The 21,630-nt window shown below is 41.7% G+C and carries 25 protein-coding genes; 4 read left to right on the top strand and 21 right to left on the bottom strand.

The annotated features are described in order from the left end of the window. Positions 1–3: 3 nt before the first annotated feature. The 5 genes from K8L98_RS09720 to K8L98_RS09700 all read right to left on the bottom strand — a co-directional run bounded on the left by K8L98_RS09720 (position 4) and on the right by K8L98_RS09700 (position 6,716). Complete coding sequence (locus K8L98_RS09720) at positions 4–1,479, bottom strand: NCS1 family transporter (RefSeq protein WP_223441795.1); 1,476 nt, start codon at positions 1,477–1,479, stop codon at positions 4–6. 41 nt (positions 1,480–1,520) lie between these two features. Beyond that, a complete protein-coding gene (hydA, locus tag K8L98_RS09715; RefSeq protein WP_223441792.1) occupies positions 1,521–2,939 on the bottom strand; it encodes a dihydropyrimidinase in 1,419 nt (472 codons plus the stop codon). A gap of 17 nt (positions 2,940–2,956) precedes the next feature. Next, a complete protein-coding gene (gene preA, locus K8L98_RS09710; protein WP_223441790.1) occupies positions 2,957–4,243 on the bottom strand; it encodes an NAD-dependent dihydropyrimidine dehydrogenase subunit PreA in 1,287 nt (428 codons plus the stop codon). A 199-nt stretch (positions 4,244–4,442) separates the two neighbouring features. Further along, a complete protein-coding gene (locus K8L98_RS09705; RefSeq protein WP_223443294.1) occupies positions 4,443–5,759 on the bottom strand; it encodes an NAD(P)-dependent oxidoreductase in 1,317 nt (438 codons plus the stop codon). A gap of 66 nt (positions 5,760–5,825) precedes the next feature. Next, positions 5,826–6,716, bottom strand: a complete 891-nt coding sequence (locus K8L98_RS09700) for a nitrilase-related carbon-nitrogen hydrolase (RefSeq protein ID WP_223441787.1) — start codon at positions 6,714–6,716, stop codon at positions 5,826–5,828. Positions 6,717–7,022: 306 nt separating this feature from the next. Between K8L98_RS09700 and K8L98_RS09695 the strand changes: the two genes are divergently transcribed. Beyond that, a complete protein-coding gene (locus tag K8L98_RS09695; RefSeq protein WP_070878059.1) occupies positions 7,023–7,313 on the top strand; it encodes a DUF6509 family protein in 291 nt (96 codons plus the stop codon). A gap of 36 nt (positions 7,314–7,349) precedes the next feature. On the opposite strand, the gene K8L98_RS09690 is transcribed toward K8L98_RS09695, so the two are convergent. The 5 genes from K8L98_RS09690 to K8L98_RS09670 all read right to left on the bottom strand — a co-directional run bounded on the left by K8L98_RS09690 (position 7,350) and on the right by K8L98_RS09670 (position 10,507). Continuing rightward, positions 7,350–7,745: a cytosolic protein gene (locus tag K8L98_RS09690; RefSeq protein ID WP_223441785.1), complete on the bottom strand. Its 396-nt coding sequence runs from the start codon at positions 7,743–7,745 to the stop codon at positions 7,350–7,352. A 96-nt stretch (positions 7,746–7,841) separates the two neighbouring features. After that, on the bottom strand, positions 7,842–8,459 hold the full coding sequence (locus tag K8L98_RS09685; RefSeq protein ID WP_223441783.1) for an acetate uptake transporter: 618 nt from the start codon (positions 8,457–8,459) through the stop codon (positions 7,842–7,844). Positions 8,460–8,613: 154 nt separating this feature from the next. Next, on the bottom strand, positions 8,614–8,817 hold the full coding sequence (gene cspD, locus K8L98_RS09680; protein ID WP_070878053.1) for a cold-shock protein CspD: 204 nt from the start codon (positions 8,815–8,817) through the stop codon (positions 8,614–8,616). Positions 8,818–9,439: 622 nt separating this feature from the next. After that, positions 9,440–9,895: a TlpA disulfide reductase family protein gene (locus tag K8L98_RS09675; protein ID WP_223441781.1), complete on the bottom strand. Its 456-nt coding sequence runs from the start codon at positions 9,893–9,895 to the stop codon at positions 9,440–9,442. A 69-nt stretch (positions 9,896–9,964) separates the two neighbouring features. Next, a complete protein-coding gene (locus K8L98_RS09670; RefSeq protein WP_223441779.1) occupies positions 9,965–10,507 on the bottom strand; it encodes a peroxiredoxin in 543 nt (180 codons plus the stop codon). 332 nt (positions 10,508–10,839) lie between these two features. Between K8L98_RS09670 and K8L98_RS09665 the strand changes: the two genes are divergently transcribed. After that, entirely contained in the window at positions 10,840–11,697 is an 858-nt protein-coding gene (locus K8L98_RS09665) for a mechanosensitive ion channel family protein (protein WP_275976751.1), read from the top strand. A 35-nt stretch (positions 11,698–11,732) separates the two neighbouring features. Here the strand turns inward: K8L98_RS09665 and K8L98_RS09660 are convergent, their stop codons facing one another. From K8L98_RS09660 to K8L98_RS09630, 7 genes are all read right to left on the bottom strand, one after another. Beyond that, complete coding sequence (locus tag K8L98_RS09660) at positions 11,733–11,975, bottom strand: YkuS family protein (protein WP_223441776.1); 243 nt, start codon at positions 11,973–11,975, stop codon at positions 11,733–11,735. Positions 11,976–12,030: 55 nt separating this feature from the next. Then, entirely contained in the window at positions 12,031–13,158 is a 1,128-nt protein-coding gene (locus K8L98_RS09655; protein ID WP_223441773.1) for an N-acetyldiaminopimelate deacetylase, read from the bottom strand. 71 nt (positions 13,159–13,229) lie between these two features. Continuing rightward, complete coding sequence (gene dapD / locus K8L98_RS09650; RefSeq protein WP_223441770.1) at positions 13,230–13,940, bottom strand: 2,3,4,5-tetrahydropyridine-2,6-dicarboxylate N-acetyltransferase; 711 nt, start codon at positions 13,938–13,940, stop codon at positions 13,230–13,232. Between the two features lie 79 nt (positions 13,941–14,019). After that, a complete protein-coding gene (locus K8L98_RS09645) occupies positions 14,020–14,478 on the bottom strand; it encodes a flavodoxin (protein WP_223441769.1) in 459 nt (152 codons plus the stop codon). 17 nt (positions 14,479–14,495) lie between these two features. Further along, entirely contained in the window at positions 14,496–15,392 is an 897-nt protein-coding gene (locus tag K8L98_RS09640; protein ID WP_223441767.1) for an exo-alpha-sialidase, read from the bottom strand. Continuing rightward, on the bottom strand, positions 15,382–15,858 hold the full coding sequence (locus K8L98_RS09635; protein WP_420828840.1) for a flavodoxin: 477 nt from the start codon (positions 15,856–15,858) through the stop codon (positions 15,382–15,384). The genes K8L98_RS09640 and K8L98_RS09635 overlap by 11 nt, the downstream gene beginning before the upstream one ends. Positions 15,859–15,977: 119 nt before the next feature. Continuing rightward, positions 15,978–16,856 (bottom strand): transcriptional regulator CcpC, encoded by an 879-nt coding sequence (locus K8L98_RS09630; protein WP_223441763.1) that lies wholly within the window; start codon positions 16,854–16,856, stop codon positions 15,978–15,980. 121 nt (positions 16,857–16,977) lie between these two features. Between K8L98_RS09630 and K8L98_RS09625 the strand changes: the two genes are divergently transcribed. Beyond that, positions 16,978–17,709 carry a sulfite exporter TauE/SafE family protein gene (locus K8L98_RS09625; protein WP_223441762.1) on the top strand — a complete coding sequence of 244 codons (732 nt, stop codon included), beginning with the start codon at positions 16,978–16,980 and terminating at the stop codon, positions 17,707–17,709. A gap of 12 nt (positions 17,710–17,721) precedes the next feature. After that, positions 17,722–18,102, top strand: coding sequence for a VOC family protein (locus K8L98_RS09620; protein ID WP_223441760.1), 381 nt, complete (start codon positions 17,722–17,724; stop codon positions 18,100–18,102). A gap of 94 nt (positions 18,103–18,196) precedes the next feature. Here the strand turns inward: K8L98_RS09620 and K8L98_RS09615 are convergent, their stop codons facing one another. From K8L98_RS09615 to K8L98_RS09600, 4 genes are all read right to left on the bottom strand, one after another. Further along, positions 18,197–19,711: an MDR family MFS transporter gene (locus K8L98_RS09615; RefSeq protein ID WP_223441757.1), complete on the bottom strand. Its 1,515-nt coding sequence runs from the start codon at positions 19,709–19,711 to the stop codon at positions 18,197–18,199. A 70-nt stretch (positions 19,712–19,781) separates the two neighbouring features. Then, positions 19,782–20,228, bottom strand: coding sequence for a cyclic-di-AMP-binding protein CbpB (gene cbpB, locus K8L98_RS09610; RefSeq protein WP_223441753.1), 447 nt, complete (start codon positions 20,226–20,228; stop codon positions 19,782–19,784). A gap of 387 nt (positions 20,229–20,615) precedes the next feature. Continuing rightward, on the bottom strand, positions 20,616–20,807 hold the full coding sequence (gene abbA / locus K8L98_RS09605) for an antirepressor AbbA (RefSeq protein WP_223441750.1): 192 nt from the start codon (positions 20,805–20,807) through the stop codon (positions 20,616–20,618). A gap of 74 nt (positions 20,808–20,881) precedes the next feature. Next, positions 20,882–21,400, bottom strand: a complete 519-nt coding sequence (locus tag K8L98_RS09600) for a ribonuclease H-like YkuK family protein (protein WP_223441747.1) — start codon at positions 21,398–21,400, stop codon at positions 20,882–20,884. Positions 21,401–21,630 lie beyond the last annotated feature (230 nt).

The following is a 21,630-nucleotide window of genomic DNA, read 5'->3' as shown; positions in this document are numbered from 1 at the left end:
TGTTTAGAATTGTTCTGTTTGAACAGGGCCAGCCGCGACGTTCGAAACGGATTCATCTTCAAGATCGATTGTCCAGTCATTTCCCACTGAAATGCCAAGATACTTTTGATCATCAGGATCTTCTATTTCAGCCTGAACATATTTTTTAAACCACCAGTATTTTGCAAGTACATAATAGCTGATGCATCCCACTGCAAAGCCTAGAACAAAAGAGTATTCAGGTATAATCAGCGCTGCACCGCCCCCAAGAATCCATGCGATGAAGCCGGCAGCATTCACACCCTTCAAATATTTATATTGACCCTCATCTTCATAGAGGTCGCGAACATTTACTCTGCGTTTACGGAGCAAATAGTAGTCAGCAACTAAAATTCCGACAATGGCGGATAAAATACCTCCGACAATTAATAAGATGTCAATAATGACTCCAAATAAATCCCATGGCTGAACGACAATCCCGATAATACCGGCAATGGCAACACCTGCCCATATAGGAACCTTAGGACCGCCTACATTTGAAAAGATTGCGGCAGCCGGAATAAGATTTGCAGAGGTATTTGTAGACCATTGGGCAAACACAATCATGATCAAAAGAATACCAAGAATCATTCCTGTAGCAGATTGCTGCAGGGCAACGACAGGGTCATAGTTTTTTACAGCAATATAGGAGACAGCCCCGATGACAACCATAAAGGTTTGAACGAGCGGATAGGCAATGAGATTGCCTGCAATTTGGCTTTTGTTTCGCTTAAACCAGTTTCTTTCTAATTTTGGGGCTTTCACAAAGCGGGATAAGGATGGCATATCGGCAGCTAGCGTTCCCCAAAATCCCATGTTGGACATAATGACAACCATGAACGCTGTGACCGCTGCCCCTCCGGTTACTGGTGTTTCAACCCAGGACCAGACGTTTCTTCCTTCCTGCAAAGCCTGATCGGACAGGGTAAAATACATCCATCCTGAAATGATGATAATGACAGGTGCAGCTATATCTGCAAAGCGTTCAATCGCTTTCATACCAAGAGCTGTATTTACAATCTGCAAAATGGCAAATATATAGAAGCAAACAAAAAAGTTGTCAAATTCCGTTAATGTGGCAAGAATGGCATTCATCGCAGCAGCGCCGAAATAAGTATTCACTCCAAACCAGCATGAAGCTACAAAACCGCGTACAACGGAAGGAATATGTGTCCCGATTGTCCCAAAAGGAGCCCTCATATAAACAGGAAAGGATAACCCATGCTCAACTCCGATATCACCGGTCAATGTCATCAAAAGACCAAGGGCAACCGAACCGATGATGGTTGCAGCAACAACCCATCCAAGCGGAAGACTTTGTACACCTGCTCCTCCAATGGCAAATGCAGCCAGTACAACTGCCATCCCAACCCAGATTAGAGCAAAGCCAAGCGAACCAATGTTTTTCTTTTGATGAGGAATCGGCAGCAAATCAGGAGACTTCAAATAATTTTTAGCCACTTTCGCATATCCCCTTCCAATTGGTTATATCAACGGATACTTCAGATAGATATTTTTGGGTTTTCGCTAGTGTCAAGCAGCTCTCCATATTTAGCTCTCTTTTGATATTGCCCTCTGCCTGCCCGGCCGGCAAATTGCTTATCCCGTACGACAAATTCACCTCTTGATAGCACGGATACTGGCTCTCCTGTTACTTGCAGACCCTCAAATGCGTTATAATCAACCGCCATATGGTGAGTTTCAGCGGAAATCGTCCGTTCTGCAGCGGGATCAAAAAGGACAAGATCCGCATCAGAGCCGACTGCAATCGTTCCTTTTTTAGGATAAAGACCGAATAGCTTTGCTGTTTTGGTGCTTGTCATATCCACAAATTGATTTAAAGATATTCTGCCTTTTTTCACACCTTCTGAAAAAAGAATACTCAGACGATCTTCTATTATAGGGCCCCCATTTGGAATTTTAGTGAAGTCTTCTTTTCCCAAATCCTTTTGTCCTTTAAAATCAAAAGAGCATTGATCAGATCCAAGAGTTTGCAGCACTCCAGTTTTAAGTGCATTCCACAGCACATCCTGATGTTTCTTATCTCGGAGAGGCGGTGACCAGACATATTTTGCCCCTTCAAAATCAGGCTTTTCCAAATACGTTTGATCAAGGACCAAGTACTGAGGACATGTTTCCCCCCATACATCAAAGCCCTTGCTTCTTGCTTCTGCAATTTTTTCAACAGCATCAGCACAAGACACGTGTACAACATATAGCTGTGAACCAGCAAGCCCTGTTAATTGAGCAGCTCTGCCGGTTGCTTCGCCTTCAACTTCTGGAGGGCGTGTTAAGGCATGGTAAATCGGGTCTGTCTTTCCTTCAGCAAGTGCCTTTTTAGTCAGATAATCAATGACATCACCATTTTCAGCATGAACCATAACAAGACCGCCAAGTTCTTTAGCCGTTAAAAGCGTCCGGAATAATGTTTCGTCATCAGCCTGAAAAACGTTTTTGTAAGCCATAAAGACTTTAAATGAAGAAATGCCTTCTTCATTAATCACAGCAGGAAGCTCACCAAGTACATCTTCATTTATTTCAGAAATCATTAAGTGAAAACTGTAATCGATCACTGCTTTATCCCTGGATTTTTCATGCCATGTCTGAATGGCATCCTTTAATGGTTTTCCTTTTTCAGTTAAACAAAAATCAATAACCGTTGTTGTGCCTCCAAATGCTGCGGCCATTGTTCCGGACTCAAAATCATCCTTTGTTACGGTTCCTCCAAAAGGCATATCAAGATGTGTATGCGGATCTATTCCGCCGGGAAAAACGTAGCAGCCCTTTGCATCAACGATTTCTGCACCTTCCTCAGGCAGGTTGCAGCCAATCGCTGCAATTTGTTCCTCTTCCACTAAAATATCTGCTTTATACGTATCAGCAGCGGTGACGATTATGCCATTTTTAATTAATTTTTTCATCAGTCCACGCCCTTCCTTTACTTCACAAAGTCCGCACTTGATGTTCCAAGTGAACCAATCACTGCCTGTCTTTCATTCCATGTCATCGGAGGCAGTTCATTTGCAAGCTCCACCATATCGATCGCGCCGTCCGCTGGACATACGATTGAGCAAAGGTTGCAGCCTACACAATCTTCCTCGCGCACTTTCAGATATGACTGACCGCTCTCATCCTTAAGCATGTCAATGCACTGATGGGATGTATCTTCACAGGCAATGTGGCATTTATTACAGTTAATGCAGACATCAGTATTAATTTTCGCTACAACTTTATAGTTTAAATCGAGCTCTCCCCAGTCCGAGTATCTTTGAACAGACTTGCCGACCAGATCCATGACTGAGGATAAGCCTTTGTCATCTAAATAATTGGACAGGCCTTCAATCATATCATCAACAATTCGGAATCCGTGATGCATGGCGGCTGTACAAACCTGGACGCCCATCGCACCCATCAGCATAAATTCAACGGTATCTTTCCAGTTTGCGATTCCGCCGATGCCTGAAATAGGGACGTTGATCCGCGGATTTCTTGCACATTCAGCAACCATGTTTAAAGCAATCGGCTTAACTGCAGGGCCGCAGTATCCACCGTGTGCTCCTTTTCCTGCTACATGCGGAATCGTATTCCACGTATCAATGTCAACGCCGGCGAGGCTGTTAATCGTATTGATCATGGAAATGGCATCAGCTCCGCCCGCAACGGCTGCCTCAGCTGTCACTGTAATATCGGTAATATTTGGCGTGAGTTTGACAATTACAGGGGTTTTAGCCGCTTCTTTTGCCCAGTAGGTTTGTCTCTCCACCAGGTCCGGCACCTGACCTGATGCGGCTCCCATGCCTCGCTCTGCCATGCCGTGGGGACAGCCGAAATTCAGCTCAAGTCCGTCTACCCCGACATCCTCTACCCGCTTTACAATTTCATGCCATTTCTCCTGCTTCGGTTCAACCATCAGCGACACAATAATGGCATGGTTCGGGAATCTTTTTTTTGTTTCATAGATTTCTTTTAAATTGACTTCAAGAGGACGGTCTGTAATTAATTCAATATTATTAAAACCGGCTACACGCTGCCCATTAAAACTGACTGCAGCAAAGCGGGAGGATACATTTAAAATTGGATCCCCGAGCGTCTTCCATACAGCTCCTCCCCACCCTGCCTCAAACGCCCTCTGAACCTGATAGCCCGAGTTCGTAGGAGGGGCGGATGCGAGCCAAAAAGGATTCGGTGACTTAATCCCTGCAAAATCAATTCTTAAATCAGCCATAGATGAACCTCCTTATATAGAAATGCGGAAGGGCCCGTTTAGCTCCGACAGACAGATAAGGATCCGGCAGAAAAGGCGCTTTTTGCCTTTACTGACGGAGCCGTTCTGGCCGAGGAGTTGGGCCGTGGAGCTGGACAACTTGAAATGCGGAACCGCCTTCTTTAGTTTCTAAAGGCGGATCCTTTCAGATCTGTGTCATTCAGGCAAGCTTCAGTTCTTCAAAAGATATCTTTTTATGAATCTCATAAGCTGTCAGCTTCCCTTGCTGAGCAGCTGAAACGACCATCGCTTCTCCCTGGCCTTTACCGAAAATTACATCTCCGCAGGCAAAAATCTTCTCGTTTGAGGTTTGATAAGATTCTTCTGAAATTCGCACCACTCCTTCAGAATGTTCTATGCCGAATTGCTCGATTAAATGGAGATATCTTGATTGTCCGATTGCTCGGATGACTGCATCCGTTTCGATGATAAACTCAGAGCCTGGAACGGGAACAGGGCGCGGACGCTGTCCATTAGTTCCAGCAGAAAGCTCCATTTTGAAGCATTCAATTCCTATTACTCTGTTATCCTCATTCGTCACAATCCGCTTTGGAGCAGTAAGCCATTTGAAAGCAACACCGTCCTGTTTGGCGAAATCATATTCAAAATCGTATGCTGTCATTTCTGCCTGAGTCCTGCGGTAGAGAATGCTGACATCCTCTGCACCAAGTCTGACTGAGCATGTTGCAGCATCTATTGCCGTGTTTCCAGCTCCTATTACAACGGCCTTCTTCCCAATCAGGTCCATTGTTTTTGCCGTTTTCGTTTCTTTTACAAAATCAATCGCATCGTAGACACCATCTGCATCTTCGCCTTCAATGCCAAGCTTTGGAACTGAAGACATGCCTACAGCGAGAACAATGGCATCATAGTTCTCTATCAATTCGGAAGCCATGACATCTTTTCCGACCCGGGTATTTGTCCTGATTTCAACATCCAGGCTTTTTACTTGCTCTACTTCCCAAAAAGAAATGGATTGGGGAAGCCTGAAAGAGACGATGCCATACGTATTTAAGCCTCCGGCATATTGTTCAGCTTCAAAAATCGTTACGCTGTAGCCGAGCAATGCAAGCTCTCTTGCTGCTGATAATCCTGCAGGTCCTCCGCCGACAATGGCCACTGTCTTCCCATTCTTTTCACCAGCCCGAAACAGGATCTGTTCATTATGAATCGCCCAATCGGTCGCATAGCGCTGCAGGTTGCCGATCATAATGGGCTTTGTAGATGAATTAAGTACACACGCACCTTCACAAAGCTCCTCCGTCGGGCAAACACGTGAACAACTTGCTCCAACAGGATTAGCCGTCATAATGGTTTTGGCGGATCCCTTCAGATTTCCTGAAGCGATTTTCTTTATAAAAGAGGGGATATCAATACCAGTCGGACAGGCCTGAATACAAGGAGCGTCGTAGCAAAATAAACATCGATTGGCTTCCTCGAACGCTTCCCTGTTTGACAGGGCCTGCTCAACCTCCATAAAATTTCTCTCTAAATCGATTAAAGAAATTTCCCTAGTCAAGATAAAATCCTCCTTTTCCCGCAATTAAGGCAGCAAAGCCGTCATATCCTGATATGTTTCGGGACGTCTGTCACGATAAAACTGCCATGTATCCCGGACTTCACGGATTAATTTTTTATCCATCTCACCGATGACGACCTCGTCCCTGTCACGGCTTCCTTCAGCCACAAAGCGTCCTCTTGGATCGGCAAGATAGGATTGTCCGTAAAACTCACCCATGTTCCATGGCCCCTCATAACCAACCCGGTTGATGGCCCCGATGTAATACCCGTTTGCAACTGCATGAGCTGGCTGTTCAAGCTTCCATAAATATTCTGACAGACCCGCTACAGTAGCAGATGGATTAAAGACAATTTCAGCTCCATTTAACCCAAGGAGCCTTGCACCTTCAGGGAAATGCCGGTCATAACAGATATAGACTCCAATTTTCGCAAAAGCTGTATCAAAAACGGGATAGCCAAGGTTGCCCGGTTTAAAGTAAAACTTCTCCCAGAAACCGCCGCCTTCTTTGCCAACTCCCACATGAGGAATATGATGTTTACGGTATTTTCCTAAGTATGATCCATCCGCATCAATAACTGCGGCTGTATTATAATAAGTAGCAATTCCTTCGCGTTCATAAATTGGCAGCACAATTACGACGCCCAGTTCACGGGCAAGGTCCTGAAACCTTTTTGCAGTCGGTCCATTTGGAATTTCTTCCGCTGCGTCGTACCATTTCGTGTTCTGCTCCGTGCAGAAGTATGGGCCATAAAAGATTTCCTGAAGACAAACAATCTGTGCACCTCTGCCGCTTGCTTCTTTCACAAGCTTGATATGCTTTTCAATGGCTTTTTCCTTGTGAACTTCGACAGCTTCATTTCCATCTACATCATTGCTTGCCTGAATTAATCCAATTACAACTTTGTCTGACATTGAAACCCTCCTTAGGAACCGTTATTCTTATAATAAAAAATATTCAAAATATTAAAAATTCAATCTTTGTATCTATTCTACTTTCATTTCTGTCCGTTTACATTGTACATATTGTTAAAAGGTTTCTTTCATTTCTCTTGCACTATGTAAAAAAGATGAGGGTAATGTGAGAGTATGTAACATTTTTCAGGGAGCAGTCAGATTGAATCTATTTTCTTTTTGTGTAAAATTTGTGTTATTTCCGGTTTTTCGTTAGGATAGGTATGGGACAAGTGAATTAAACTTGAGAGATTGGAATGATACATATTGAATATTGCAGCCTACACGGTTGAAAAATTGCATGATCCATTCGGAATATTATCTGGGGATCGCTACGAATTCTTTTTAGAGCTGGATGTTGATGAAGACGATGAACTTTATACGGAAAAGGGTCTGCTATTGAAGGTTATTTATTTAGTGGATGACAGCGGCGGAAGAATCTCTGTCTATCATCTCATGGAAAAGGAAACAAATACATTCCTTGATTTTGAGCTTGATGAAGAAGAAGAAGCCATGATAAAAGAGTTTTGCCAAGGTCATTATTCAGAGGAAAATTAAGAAAGAGCAGGCGAATTTAACTCGCCTGCTCCTTTTTTAAGCTTCTGTTTTTTTGCCTTCTTCAACGATATGAAATAGAAGATGCGCCAGATGATGAATTGGTCCATATGCTTCTTCCTCTTCGTTCGTTTCTTCATTAAACTCCAGATCATTTAAATATAGAGCAGTGAATTGATAGAAATCCTTCAGCTCAAATGAATAGCATGCACTTGGATCTTCCTGCTCCTCCTCATAATGAAGAACGAGGTACCACTCTTTTCCGTCTTTGTCTTCCCCGTCAAAGAAAACGAAAAAACCAACGTTTGTATCTAGCTCGAACAAATGGCGTGTTCCGCCTTCTGTTGCGCGGTGAAAATCTTCCTCGTTCATCTTTTGAACTGTCATGGCATCTGTTTGATCTTCTTTATGAAATTCTACTGAAAATGGATTCATGATATCTCTCCTATGTATTAGATTCTTACCTATCGTATACCACTTTCACCTGAAAAACAAAACGAAGACCCCTTTTTCAAAAAAGGGGCCGTTTCCTTACTTTTTAAAAATGCCAAAAGGTTTTCCGATCGGCAAGAAAACACGTCCGAAATGTGCATTCAATACTGCCGCTGCAGACCCGTAAAATGATAAGAGGGCAATCAGCATTTCAGAAACAGCCGCAAGCATATGAGTCGCTTCGTGCATGATGCCGAAAGAGCTTAAAGATAAACCGATAAATAAGAAATCAATGAGAACAAAGATAAAAAATAACACTTTATGGGTTTCCATTGCACCAATTGTCATAAATAAGCTGAAGATTAAATAACCGACAAAAGCAAATCCAAGCTGTTTTGGATCAACGCTTGCTGCAAGCTCTTCTCCGAATACACCTAACTGAATGAGCCAGGAACCTCCTACACCAAGCCAAAACAGGCCAAACGCACCGAAAGCAGTCGTCCCAAACGTGTTGTTGTGCTTAGCGTCATTGATGCAGGCAAACAGCTGAGCAAACCCTCCTAAAAAGATCGCCCACGGTAAAATAAATGAAAGACCCTCCGTTAACCCAAGCTTTTGCGAAGAAGCAACGAGTGTAACCATTGCAAGTCCAAAAAGTCCAAGCGCTGAAGGATCTGCGGTTGTCATTTTTACTTGTTGTACATTCTGATTGTTCATGATGAACCTCCTATATTTTAAACACATACTTGAACAAGATACAGGATTGGAATAGTGGTGTCAATGAGTTTTTAGGGGATTTAATATAGTAAACGATTACATTTTTTTAAGGGGAAAATAAAAAAAAGCTGCCAGTAGGCAGCTTTTTAGCTCATTATAATTTTACAACGTTCTCAGCTTGAGGTCCGCGGTTGCCTTCAACGATGTTGAATTCAACTTCTTGACCTTCTTCTAACGTTTTGTACCCTTCGCCAGTGATCGCGCTGAAGTGAACGAATACATCGTTTCCGCCTTCAACTTCGATAAATCCAAAGCCTTTTTCTGAATTAAACCATTTTACTTTTCCAGTTGCTTGCATGAGAAAACCTCCAAAAATTTTTTAATATGTCCTACTATTTACAACATGGTAAATAAAATATTCACATATTATAAAGAGTATCAATAAGAGGAATAGATAGCCTTTATAACATGTGAATGCTATACCCCATATGAATTCATCTTAAAAAGATTTGACTGATAGTCTGACAATATCTATTGGTTATTCATTTATTTATCTGTGAACACAAAGCAACGAAAGCCCTACCTCTCTCTCGTCCTTGCGGCTCCGATGACCGCGCCAGCTTGAATTGAGCTAACAAAAATCAAAGGATTTGAACTTAAAAAACTAGATTATCCACTAAGGATAATTGAATGTGAATCTCTATTATTTCTTGGTAGAAGGGCATTTATATTATGAACTAACTTTTTTATTATACATTGATAGAAGAAGAAAATCAACATTTTGGATTGATTGAGCTTTTTTGGAAAGTGTGTAAGGAAGTGCACTTTCTAAAACCAGTGTCGTTTACTCCATTTTGGCCGCCAGTTAAATTGTATTTCAGCGATAATCACTTTAGTCAAAGTCAAAAAAGACATTAGGCAGGAAATATATGCTTTCTTAATCCATAAAAAAAAGCGCCCCAACGTAAGGGGCTCTCTTCTTATTCTGCGTTTTCTGTTTCTGCTAATACGCGATTTACGCGCTTCTCAAGCATTTTCATGCCGCTTCCGCCTGCCTGGAAATGACGAAGAGCGCCAGTTTTATCAAATACATAATATGCTGGCACATATTGATTGTCAAAAGCATCTGTCAGCTTGTGCTCGCTGTCAACGAAAACCGGCTGAGTGATGTCATGCTCGGCTGCAACTTTTTTAATATCCTCTATGTTAAGATCATCTTCTGATCTAGGCATATGAACAGCAACTACGTTCAGCTTATCTTTGTATTGATCTCTGAATTCATTCACCTGAGGCATTGCCTCCTTGCAAAGATGGCAGCTTACAGACCAAAAGTGAATGAGCGTTGGTTTTTCCCCGATTAAATCTTCTTTTGTCTGCTGACCGTTCAGCCACTCCACAGCACCGTTTAATTCCGGCATTTGTTCGCGTAATTTCATTGTAAATTCCTCCATTACTTGTTTAAAAAAGGCCTAACAGAGAGTTAGACCTTACTTTTCATTTAAAACTTATAGAGTTGCTTGTCCCGGCTTCCAGTTAGCTGGGCAAAGTCCGCCAGTTTGCAATGCTTGAAGCACACGAAGTGTTTCATCTACATCGCGGCCGATGTTGTTGTGGTTTACAACAGCATATTGAAGCTCGCCGTCTGGATTGATAATGAATAGTCCGCGAAGAGCAACACCCTCTTCTTCAATTAACACCCCGTACTCGCGTGATACAACATGGTTCGTATCAGCTGCAAGCGGGAATTTCAATTCGCCAAGACCGTTTTCTTTGCGGTCTGTGTTGATCCATGCTAAGTGAGTGTGAATTGTATCCGTTGAAACGCCGATTACTTCAGCATCAAGGTCATCGAACTCATCGTAACGGTCAGACATAGATGTAATTTCAGTTGGACATACAAACGTGAAATCCATTGGATAGAAGAATAATACTGTCCATTTATCGTTTTTCATGTTTTCTTCAAGACTTACTTTACCAAATTCTTTGTTAACCATTACAGCGTCCATTTCAAAGCGCGGAGCTTGTTTTCCTACCATGCGTTCTGCCATTATGTATCCCTCCAAAATGTATTTTGATATCTTGTATCGATATCAGCTTAATTGAGAATAATCAAATGATTTTCTCAACTGGTGACATAATCTTTTCACATTGATCATTATAGAGCAATCTGTATTTTTAGTCAATGTTAAATAATAATTAATTTAATATAGACCGCTCGAGTTAAAATGAATACATCAATTGGTATTCCCTTTTCTGTGCAAAATCAATCAACAAATATCTTTAAAATGCGATTCATTTCAACAAATTAAGTTTAACATGCACAGCAGCGGGTAACCAAATAATTAGACTTATTTTTAATTGCACAGAAAGGATGTTGTACATGGATTTTATTGATTTACTGAACAAAATTAATTGGGCAGGTCTTATGACAACTGCTGGAATTATCACCTTAAAGCTGATTGGAATCCTGATTGCTTTTATCGTGGTGAGAGCGATTGGCACAAGGATCGTTGATAAGACCTTTGCACGTGTGCAGGAGCGCCAGTCCATTTCAATCGGCCGATCAAGAACACTTCAAAGCTTAACATTAAATCTCTTTTCTTATATTCTGATTTTCATTTTTGTCGTAATGGTGTTCGAGGTATTTGAATATGATGCGACTGCACTGCTTGCCGGTGCCGGTGTTGTCGGTCTTGCCATCGGTTTTGGGGCCCAGGGGCTTGTAAGCGATGTGGTAACAGGTTTCTTTTTACTTCTTGAAAAACAGCTTGATGTGGAGGACTACGTTACAACTGCAGGATACTCAGGAATTGTTGAACAGGTTGGACTGCGGACGACTCAGATTAGAAGTTTTGACGGCACTCTGAACTTTGTGCCGAATCGGGAAATTATCAGTTTAAGCAATCATTCGCGCGGAAATATGAGAGCGCTCGTAGATATAGGAATATCCTATGATGATAATATAGATGAAGCCATCGCAGTTCTTCAGCAAGCATGTGACCGCATTGCCGCGGAAGATCCGGCTATCGTTGATGGCCCAAGCGTCATTGGCGTTCAGGGTTTAGGAGCTTCAGATGTTGTGATCCGCATCATTGCCAAAACAGAAAACATGATGCAATGGGGTGTTGAGAGAAATCTCCGCAAAAAATTAAAAGAAACGCTTGATGCCCATGGAATTGAAATTCCATTTCCGCATCAGGTTTTTGTGGAAAAGAAGGCGAATGAAGTACAACATTAAAGAGCTGCCATCAGGCAGCTCTTTAATGTTGTGTGCTATTGCATTCTGCTCTCAACATGCTGGCAAATTTCATCTGCCGTATAACCGCTTGCACTGAATACAGAACCATTTGTCACCGCATTGCTGATCCCCATGATATTGGAGTCTTGACCTGTGATGATGCAGAAGTCACAGCCTTTCGCATCTTCTTCATTTCGCAATTGAACAACTTCATAACCTTTTTCCTGAAGAGCAGCTGTTACATCTGATAATGATTGTTCAACACCTATTTTTGGCATTACATCCACCTCCTATCACTAATGTGTCACATGGAAGGGACGTTTATTCTTTGAATCAGTTTGCTTTATAGAGAAAATATTTGCACATCAGCTGAACTGCCATTTGAATAGCTTCTTCCTTTGGCTGCAGCTTGGAATGATGGAGTCCATATGGTGATTCCACTCCAAGCCAGAACATAAATCCCGGAATTTCATCAAGCATATAACCGAAATCCTCGCCTGTCATGGCTTCACGGCATAATACAACCTCTGTATCGGTATTTGCTTTTGTAAAGTCCATAAATTCTTCTGTTAGCTCGTGATGGTTATATACTTGGTGATACATAGAACCATAATCAATAACAGCCTTGCATGAGTAGCCGATTTCAAGACCATGGACAAGCGCCTCAATCCGTTCCTTCACTTTTTGCATGGATTCTACAGAGAGCGTACGGATGGTGCCTTCGAGTCTTGCATTCTCTGCAATAATATTTTGTACTGTCCCGCCCGTAATCTTTCCGAAAGTAATGACTGCACTGTCCAGAGGATCTACATTCCTTGCCACTACAGATTGCAGCTGTGTGACCAATGATGCAGCTGCAACGATCATATCCTGAGTTGTATGAGGATATGCTGCATGTCCGCCCTTGCCTTTTAAGTCAATGAACAGCTCAGATGTATTGGCAAAAAGCAGCCCGGGACGAGTTGCAATTGTTCCTGCCGGATATTCAGGTGCAATATGAAGAGCTGTTATAAGATCCGGCTTCCACTCTTTCATGATATCACTGCGAAGCATCGGTTCAGCTCCGCCTGGTCCCTCCTCAGCAGGCTGAAAAATAAAAAGGAGATCGTCTCTTACTGGATTCTGAACAAAATAAGTGATAATGCCAAGGGCAATAGTCATATGAAAATCATGACCGCAGGCGTGCATTCGGTCTGGGTGCTCTGACTGAAAAGAATATTCCGTTTCTTCAATAATCGGAAGCCCGTCCATATCTGCGCGATAGGCAATTGTTTTCACAGGATCGATCCCTTTTACTTTTACAAATATTCCTGTTTTCCACGTTTTGATTTCCATTCTTTCAGAAGGCAGGGAGCCTAAATAAGCCAAAAGATATTCCTGTGTTTTAAACTCCTGGAAGCCAAGTTCAGGGATACGGTGGAGATCCCTTCGAATATTGATTAATGATGGTAATAGATCCATAATGCTTCCCCCTTATACCTATAGAGAAGGCGTGGATGAAAGTCATCCACGCCGAAAAACAGAAAATCGTATTATAGCTGTCTTAATTCTTGTTTGATTTCTGTTTTTGATTTTGTTTTTTCGTCGATTTCTTTAATCTTGCGTGCAGGAGTACCAGCTACCACTGTATAAGGGGCAACGTCATCAATTACAATTGCACCAGCAGCAACAACCGCTCCTTTTCCGACCGTAACGCCTTCAAGGACAACTGCATTAGCTCCGATTACAACATCATCTTCAATGACAACTGGTTTAGCTGAAGGCGGTTCAATTACACCTGCAAGTACAGAACCTGCACCAATGTGACAGTTTTTGCCGACAGTTGCGCGTCCGCCAAGGACAACGTTCATGTCGATCATTGTACCTTCCCCGATGACAGAACCGATGTTAATTGAAGCACCCATCATAATAACAGCATTATCGCCGATTTCCACTTGATCACGGATGATAGCGCCTGGCTCAATACGGGCTTTGATGCCCTTCATGTCAAGCAGAGGTATCGCAGAGTTGCGGCGGTCGTTTTCCACAACAAAGTCTTCAATTTTAGCCTCATTTTTTGTCAAAGCCTCTTGAATTTCAGCCCATTCGCCAAAAACAACCCCGCTGTTACCATTTAAAAACGTTTGTGTAGAAGTACCAAAATCAATACTTTCTAAGTCACCTTTTACGTAAACTTTTACAGGTGTCGATTTCGTGCTATTTTGTATAAATGAAATAATCTCATTTGCATCCATCATTTTCATATGTATTCCTCCTTCAGACTATGTACTTCATTACTGTATCAAAGGAAGTGTTAGTTGACAAGCCGATTGTCTATACAATTTATGAGCGCACGGCAGATTGGATGAAGCGAGCAAATTGACGACCAAATTCCAAACACGCATCTTCCTGCTCACCATCTGGAAAACACTCAATCTTAAGGCTTTCAATCGCTAGAGAGCCTTTATTTTCCTGAATTTTTTCAGCAAGCAGATCAACCGCACCGCAAAAAATATCATAAGCCGTATCGCCGGAACCAAATAAAGCGATGGTTTTATCCGAAAAATCATAATCGTCCATCTCATCATAAAGATCCATGATTTCATCAGGCAGCTCCCCGTCTCCCCATGTGTAAGCACCAATCAATAAGTGATTATATTTTGTGAAAACAGAGCCGTCAATATCCATTGCTTCAAACTTCTCTGCTTCTGCACCCGCTTCTTTTAATCCTTTTTCAATTAAATCGGCAATGGCTTCCGTGTTGCCTGACATGCTTGCATAGATAATTGCTGTTTTCCCCATTTGATCAATCTCCTTTCTTAATGGACCACTGCTGAATAACCGTACAAGTCACCCTGTTTGCTTTCATGCAGGCCTGCCGCGAAAAAAGAACGTCCGCTGCCTGCAACCCTGAACGCATGCCCTTTTAATGTTTCTGCAGGAAAAAGAGCCATGGTATCTTCATTTAATGCGTATATCCTGGAAAAGCCGTACTTATCCTGGCTTGACGCTGCGTACGTGATCGTTTCATCACAAAAAACATCCAAAAAGGCTTCCTCGCTGTAGATATTTTGACAGCTGACCCAGTTGAGGTTATTCCCATCATTTAGTTTAGCCATTTCAATACTTCCTGCATGGCCTTTTGCAGAGCCTCTGCAGATAAGAAGGTTCCTATTTTTATCAACCGCTATTGAAGAAATCATGGAGTAAGCTTCCTTTTTAATTCTTGCAAAGGAGCCATGATTATGATCATATTTCCACAGGCCCCCATGCTCTGCATGAATCTGCGTGCCGATAAAAAGCTGATTTTCATGCAGATAGAGTGATCTGATAACAGGTTTTGAGGAAAAGTGCTTAAATGGCTTAAAGCCTTTCCATGATCTCCCGCTGTCATTTGACTGATAAATCGTATGCTTTCCATGAATGATGACCGTTCCGTGATCATCGCCTGCAATGGACCAAATGGCTGCTGTTGTCGGAAGGTATGCTTCAGTGCTTGTCAAATCAGATGTATTCATACGGAAAATAAAGCCTTCTTCACCGACCCCGAATAAATAAGAACCAAGCATTTTTAAGCAGCGGATTTTCTTATCAATTCTCAGAAGCCTTTCCCAGTGATCATGGCCGTCAAAAAAATAAAGCCCTTCATTTTTTATTGCAACAAAATATCCGCTCCCCTGTACTTTTTCGACTGCTGTCGCACCTCTATGAAGCATTCATTGTCACCCTTCCGCTTTTGGCACACCATGCAGAAAAAGATTCTGCAAACTGGATGCATTCAGAAATGGCCTCATCCGTTTCAGGAGAACCCTCTATCTTAAGCAAGTCTGTAAAAACATCCGCCCCTGTTTCTGCAAATCTTCCCTGTAAGAGGTCGACCGCCTCGCAAAATTTCGGATATGCGTGATCCCCAGAACCAAAGCAGCCGATTTTTTTGCCTGTAAAATCAGCGTCTGAGAGTTCTTCGTAAAAGTCCTCTGCTTCATAAGGAAGATCTCCATCCCCCCAGGTATAAGATCCTGCAAGTATATAATCGTATTTCCTGAGACTCTCGCTATCACAAGCATCCATATCTTCATATGTAACATCCATCTCGTCTTCTTGAAGTCTTTTTCCGATCAGTTTAGCGATATCTTCTGTGTTTCCTGACATACTTGCATATATAATAAGAGTTTTTTTCAATAAAGCCACCTCTTTAATTGATAATGATTTTCATTTTCATAAACTCACTATAATTGAAATTGATTCTCATTGTCAATAGCGTTTTACAAAAAGAAAAAGCAGCTTCAGATACAAGCTGCTTAATGAATCTCTTTATTATTCTCTTTTAAAACATCAAGAAATGCCTGAACCTGCTTTAACTTAAAAGAAGATTCAAATCCAAGCAGCCACGTATCCCTGACAATTGGCTCGCCGTGTTCATTCAGCAGCGGTATTTTATAAATATCCCGTTCATCATCAAGCAGTGTGACGGATGGCAGAATGGCGTAGCCGATGCCATTGTATGCCATTTGTTTGCACGTTTCGATTTGATCGACAACAATGGTGCGCTTCGGACTGCTTTGAAAATGCTTGTGCCACCAATCCTGAATTTCCTGATAGTAAGATGAATCGCTTTTAAATTGAATAAAAGGTCTTTCTGTTTCAATAAGGTCCTCAACCTTCTGAATTTCAGTGTCTACTAAATACAGAGTATCTGTCAGTAAATGCTGTTTGACGCCTTTCCACTCAGGATTTCCCCTGATGATGCCGATGTGAACATGGTCCTCGTACATGCTTTTCAATATTTCACTGCTCCAGCCTGTTATGAGCGATATTTTTGCATGCGGGTATTTATTGACATATTGCTTTAAGATGTTAGGAAGCCAGTGCTGTCCAATAATTGACGCAACAGCTATCTTGAGCGTTCCATGAACCTCTCCTTCAAGCTCTGATATTTCTTCTCTCAGTTTCTCTTCTTTTTTTGTTACTTCTTTTGCAAAGGCCACAATTTTTTCTCCTGAAGGAGTGAGAGTGAGTCCCTTTTGAGAGCGGATAAAAATCTGAAACCCCCATGATTTCTCAATCGACTGAAGTCTTTGAGACAACGCAGGCTGGGAGACAAACAGCCGTTCAGATGCTTTTCGCATATTCATTTCCTCTGACAGAACAACAAGCATTCTCAATTCGGTTAATTGCATCTATATTCTCCTTGATAAGTTTTTCTTATATTATAAGCTAATTTTTTCAACATTTCATAATCATTAAAGGAAGAATATACTAATTTTAGAGAAACACTTTTAATCGGGATGTGATGACAATATGGAATGGCCGATTTTTTTCATTGGAATTGCAGCGACATTTATCGGAACTCTTGCGGGCAGCGGAGGCATGATCAATATGCCGCTCATGCTGCTTTATGGCTTGCCTGTTCATACAATCATCTCCTCAAATAAATTTGCCAATACTTTGAGCTCCTTTTCAAGCTTTTATGTGCTGCTGAAGAAACGGGAAATTCATTTTAAAGAGATTTTGTATACAGCCCCTTTTACAATATCAGGAGGAATTGCCGGAGCTTATTTCACGAGCAGGATTAATGAGAACACGATGACATACATCGCTCTTTTTCTGTTGATCTTCGCATTGGGATTAAATTTTTTAAGAAAGCCCAAGGAACAAAACTCGGGGGAGAGCAAAATTAAAAAAAGACTCTATCCTCTTGTCTTTGGGATCGGCGCTTATGACGGCATGTTCGGACCAGGTCAGGGCACTCTTCTGATGTACACATTCCTTCATCAGGGTTTTTCGTACATTAAATCCGTTGCGTTTACAAGATTTCAAACGTTTTTAAGCTGCTCTGGCGCATTTGCCACATATGCAATGGCCGGAATCATGAACTGGACGATCGCTTTGAGTCTGGCGGCGGGAAGCATTATTGGTGCACAGCTTGCAGTGAGGTTTGCGAGAAAGCTCAGTTTTGCCCATGCCTCTTGGCTGATACGGCTGATCACTGTCCTGATCATCATCCAGTTATTTTATAATCTTATTTTTTAGGAGGGAAAGCGGATGAGTTTGTCGATTGTAAAGCTGCATCATATCCAGCTGTGTGCACCATTTGAAAAAGCAGAAAAAGCGCGTGAATTTTACTTAGGAAAATTGGGTTTCCAAGAAATTAATAAACCCGAATCTCTTATTAAGAATGGCGGGTTCTGGTGCAAAGCGGGAAATGTGGAGCTCCATATTGGGCTTGAGGAAATGGAAGAGACTAAAAGCAAACGCCATCCTGCCTTTCAGGTAGAGGATCTGGAAGCTTCAAGATGTTTGCTTGTAAAAAATAATATCAAAATTCAAGAAGAAACAGAGATTCCCGGAATTCAGCGGCTTTCTTTTTTTGATCCTTTTGGAAATAGGATAGAGCTGCTTCAAATACAGAAAAGCGAAGCTTAACAATAGAGAGAAGAGGTGCACACAGATTAGACCTCTTTGAGGGTGGACTCTAGCTTGAAGCACATAATAAAAAAGCATAAGAGGTTCCCCCCCCCTACGCTTTTTTTCTTTCTTTAGGCAAATTTAAAACCAGCAGAAAACTGATGATTGCAAACGCAAAAACAACCATGTAAACACTGTGAAGGGATTGCGTCAAACCGGCTTTTAACGCCTGAATAGCCTCGTTTGAAAGCTTGGATGCAGACTCAGAGCTTAACAGCTGATTCACGGAATCCAAATTGACCGATTCATTAATTCCCTGTTTGTTAAAATAGGATTGTAGCCTTGTATTTAAAATCCCGCCTAAAAGGGCTGCTCCAATTGTATTGCCAAGCGTTCTCATAAACATATTTGCCGCTGTCGCTGATCCTCTTTGCTCCCAGCTGACTGTACTTTGAATGGAGACAATAAATGCTGTCGTCGTCATCCCCATGCCAATCCCGACAATAAACGACCCTAGGGCTGCCCATAATGGGCCATCATCAGGGCTTAAATTAAAAAATACAAGACTTCCTGCAATCAGGGCGATTCCCCCTATAACAGAGGTTGTCCGAAACCCAATTTTCAACAGCAGATTGCCCGATGCAGTGGCAGCAATCGGCCATCCAATCGACATTGCTGTTAGTGTAAAACCTGCGACGATTGGGGTTTGTCCCATTACTGCCTGGACAAATGCCGGTAAAAAGGAAGAAATGCCAATCAGCATGACACCGGTAGTCAGCGATGTCATATTCGCAATAAAGATGCTTTTCTCTCTCCAAATTTCAAAAGGCATCATAGGCTCTTTCGCACATTTTTCTTGTCGAATAAATAGGACAAAAGAAAGAATGGCTGCAGCAGTCAGAAAAAGAATTTGAGTTGACAGCCACGGCCATCTGATGCCGCCTTCAACAAGAACGACCATTGCTGTACATATTGACGCAAATAAGAGGAAAGCGCCTTTGTAGTCAATCGAATGCTTTTTCCGCTCCACATCTTCATGGAGATACAGCACCAATCCAGCTATCGCCAATAGCCCAAGCGGAATGTTTATCCAAAACACAAATCGCCAGCTGACAAATTGGACGAGCAATCCTCCTATTGCCGGGCCCATGATTGCTGAGATTCCCCAAACGCTGGATAAATACCCCTGTATCTTGGCCCGCTCTTCCTTCGAATAAATATCCCCTACAATCGTTGACGCTACCGGCATGACAGCTCCTGCACCAAATCCCTGGACAAATCTCGCTGCAATCAGCCATTCCATTGAATTCACCAGTCCACATAAAATGGAGCCGACTAAAAAAACGGAAATCCCAAATATCAATACTGGCTTTCGCCCGAATAAATCAGAAAGCTTTCCATAAATTAAAACCGTCACGGCATTCATCAGCAAATAAGAAGAAAAAATCCAGCTGTAAAGAGAGAAGCCTCCAAGCTCGCCTACAATCGCAGGCATGGCGGTGGATACAATTGTCGCCTCAATCGCTGCCATAAACATAGCAAGCATGACAGCCGCAAGAACGAAGGGACGCTTCATATTGGATGGTTGCTTTTTGATTCGTTCTTTTTCAAGTACTGCCTGTGTCATATGATCTCACTCCCTCGGGGACCGCAAAACAAAAGAAGGAGGCATGCTCTCCTTCTCTTAGCTTCATCGCTTAATTGTCATTTATTTTCATTTGTTTTTTCAATTCTTTTAAAATGGCGCGTCTTGTCAAAATCCCTTCAAACACACCTTCCGCATCCACTACGCAGACAAAAGAATGGTCGATGACTAAATCTAATCCTTTAGACAGTGGATCATTCAGTAAGAGACTCGGGATATCAGAATTCATCGCTTCTTCGACTTTCATCACTTCAAGCTTTTCAAATTCGATTCTCTGGAGGCCAAGAATCGCATCCATCATCATATTTGTGCCGAGCAGCCCGTGAAGCTTGAAAAAAGGATCAAGCACAGGTACCGCTGTATATCCCGTTTTTGTCAGAACCAGAAGGGCGTGCTCAAGGTTATTCCCCACTTGCACATGCGCAACTTTATCAGCTGGAATCATATACTCTTCTATTGTTGAATCATTTAATAATTTGGTTGTATGTAGACTAATCAATATGTTCTTCCTCTCTAAAAAAGTTCAGACCGAACAATAATACCCTTTCATGTCTTTTTTGAAACATCTCTTTTTTATTTTACCACAAAGGATACAAGAAATGCGGAACCCCTGGCTTACTCCGACAGACAGAAAGTGGTTTCATTTATTTCGGATCCTTTTATGTTCAATCCCATGCCCCTCAGAAATTCATTCCAGAACCTTCGTGATTTAATTCCAAGACTTTCGAATTTAATTCCAAGACTTTCGTATTTAATTCCAAGACTTTTAAAATTAACTCCGCATAATTGTGACCGACAAGCAATTCCAACCTATTGAAAGCGCATACATTCTAAATTATATCACAAAAAAAGATACTCTAACGCAGAGTATCAAACATATGTATCTCTATAGTTCAAATCTGATTCGGTCATACAAGCTTACGAGCTTCTGATACGTTGCGTTATCTGTTTGTTTGGTGCCGCTCTCGATTTCATAAATTTCGCTGCTGATCAGTTCTAGTGCATATTGCTGTTTAAGCAAAAGCTCCACTAAAAATTTTTGATCGTCTGATGAGAGTATTTCGACTGCAGAATTCATTTTTTAATGCCCCCTTGTTATTTAGAGTAATCAATTTTTCAAGCTTGCGTCAACCGCAAATTCCGACACATTCTTTATTTTGTGAATCGATTGGCATAGCTGAATGCAGTATAGGAATCAGGCTTTATTTTAGCCTCTATTCCCATCGCCTGAATTCTGCCTGTCATCTCCTGGATCAGGTCTTTAGTTAGTCCTTTTCTCCCAATATCAAGATGAATTTCAAACAGCAGATCTGCCCCTTCATCTGAAAAAGGAATCAGAATTTCTGCAAGCTCTGAAAGATAGCTTGTTGTAAAAGCATAAGCAAGTTCCTGACTTAATGTTGTTTCCATTGAAATTTTTTCATGCAGGCTATCAATCGGTCTTGGGATGACCGTATTTTTTAAACAGCCCCATGCCCCTTTTCCAACACGGTGAACATGCACTGCTGTTATAAACTTGGTATCGTGCTGATGCACTTGAGAATCCGTTCCGATGGACAATATATATTCAGAACGCGGATCATTTGAAATGAACGTTTTAATTCTTTGGATCATAGTTTCAAATGACATACTTCCTTCAGACACATTATAAAAGATAAAGTGATCAGTCATATGGCAGCTCCTTTTCAAGAAAAGAATACGGAAACAACATATTATATGCTTGGCTGTTTGGAGTGTTGAGTAAAATTGGCGTAAATTTTATTGTATATTTTTTCCTCACTCTTCCATTTTTAAACTGGAATCCGTATTAAAGCCTTTCCCTCTTCTCATGGAGCTTTTTCATCACCCTCTTTTCTGAAATTCCATTTAGTTATAAGACGCCCATTTCATCTTGAAAGTTT

It is taken from the genome of Metabacillus dongyingensis (assembly GCF_019933155.2).
Taxonomy (GTDB): Bacteria; Bacillota; Bacilli; order Bacillales; family Bacillaceae; genus Bacillus_P; species Bacillus_P dongyingensis.
Note: the sequence above shows the minus strand (reverse complement) of the source record. Positions and strands in the feature narration are given on the sequence as shown.

Excerpts from the sequence above, each read along its gene's own strand:
- preA (WP_223441790.1), bottom strand. The coding sequence starts at position 4,243 with ATGGCTGATTTAAGAATTGATTTTGCAGGGATTAAGTCACCGAATCCT.
- dapD (WP_223441770.1), bottom strand. The coding sequence starts at position 13,940 with ATGAAAATGATGGATGCAAATGAGATTATTTCATTTATACAAAATAGC.
- K8L98_RS09665 (WP_275976751.1), top strand. The coding sequence starts at position 10,840 with ATGGATTTTATTGATTTACTGAACAAAATTAATTGGGCAGGTCTTATG.
- K8L98_RS09630 (WP_223441763.1), bottom strand. The coding sequence starts at position 16,856 with ATGCAATTAACCGAATTGAGAATGCTTGTTGTTCTGTCAGAGGAAATG.
- K8L98_RS09620 (WP_223441760.1), top strand. The coding sequence starts at position 17,722 with ATGAGTTTGTCGATTGTAAAGCTGCATCATATCCAGCTGTGTGCACCA.
- K8L98_RS09690 (WP_223441785.1), bottom strand. The coding sequence starts at position 7,745 with ATGAATCCATTTTCAGTAGAATTTCATAAAGAAGATCAAACAGATGCC.
- K8L98_RS09600 (WP_223441747.1), bottom strand. The coding sequence starts at position 21,400 with ATGACTGATCACTTTATCTTTTATAATGTGTCTGAAGGAAGTATGTCA.
- K8L98_RS09655 (WP_223441773.1), bottom strand. The coding sequence starts at position 13,158 with ATGGATCTATTACCATCATTAATCAATATTCGAAGGGATCTCCACCGT.
- hydA (WP_223441792.1), bottom strand. The coding sequence starts at position 2,939 with ATGAAAAAATTAATTAAAAATGGCATAATCGTCACCGCTGCTGATACG.
- K8L98_RS09700 (WP_223441787.1), bottom strand. The coding sequence starts at position 6,716 with ATGTCAGACAAAGTTGTAATTGGATTAATTCAGGCAAGCAATGATGTA.
- cspD (WP_070878053.1), bottom strand. The coding sequence starts at position 8,817 with ATGCAAGCAACTGGAAAAGTAAAATGGTTTAATTCAGAAAAAGGCTTT.
- abbA (WP_223441750.1), bottom strand. The coding sequence starts at position 20,807 with ATGAATTCTGCAGTCGAAATACTCTCATCAGACGATCAAAAATTTTTA.
- K8L98_RS09670 (WP_223441779.1), bottom strand. The coding sequence starts at position 10,507 with ATGGCAGAACGCATGGTAGGAAAACAAGCTCCGCGCTTTGAAATGGAC.
- K8L98_RS09685 (WP_223441783.1), bottom strand. The coding sequence starts at position 8,459 with ATGAACAATCAGAATGTACAACAAGTAAAAATGACAACCGCAGATCCT.
- K8L98_RS09615 (WP_223441757.1), bottom strand. The coding sequence starts at position 19,711 with ATGACACAGGCAGTACTTGAAAAAGAACGAATCAAAAAGCAACCATCC.
- K8L98_RS09705 (WP_223443294.1), bottom strand. The coding sequence starts at position 5,759 with ATGGAGGTTGAGCAGGCCCTGTCAAACAGGGAAGCGTTCGAGGAAGCC.
- K8L98_RS09660 (WP_223441776.1), bottom strand. The coding sequence starts at position 11,975 with ATGCCAAAAATAGGTGTTGAACAATCATTATCAGATGTAACAGCTGCT.
- K8L98_RS09645 (WP_223441769.1), bottom strand. The coding sequence starts at position 14,478 with ATGGGGAAAACAGCAATTATCTATGCAAGCATGTCAGGCAACACGGAA.
- K8L98_RS09675 (WP_223441781.1), bottom strand. The coding sequence starts at position 9,895 with ATGAAATTACGCGAACAAATGCCGGAATTAAACGGTGCTGTGGAGTGG.
- K8L98_RS09625 (WP_223441762.1), top strand. The coding sequence starts at position 16,978 with ATGGAATGGCCGATTTTTTTCATTGGAATTGCAGCGACATTTATCGGA.
- K8L98_RS09640 (WP_223441767.1), bottom strand. The coding sequence starts at position 15,392 with ATGCTTCATAGAGGTGCGACAGCAGTCGAAAAAGTACAGGGGAGCGGA.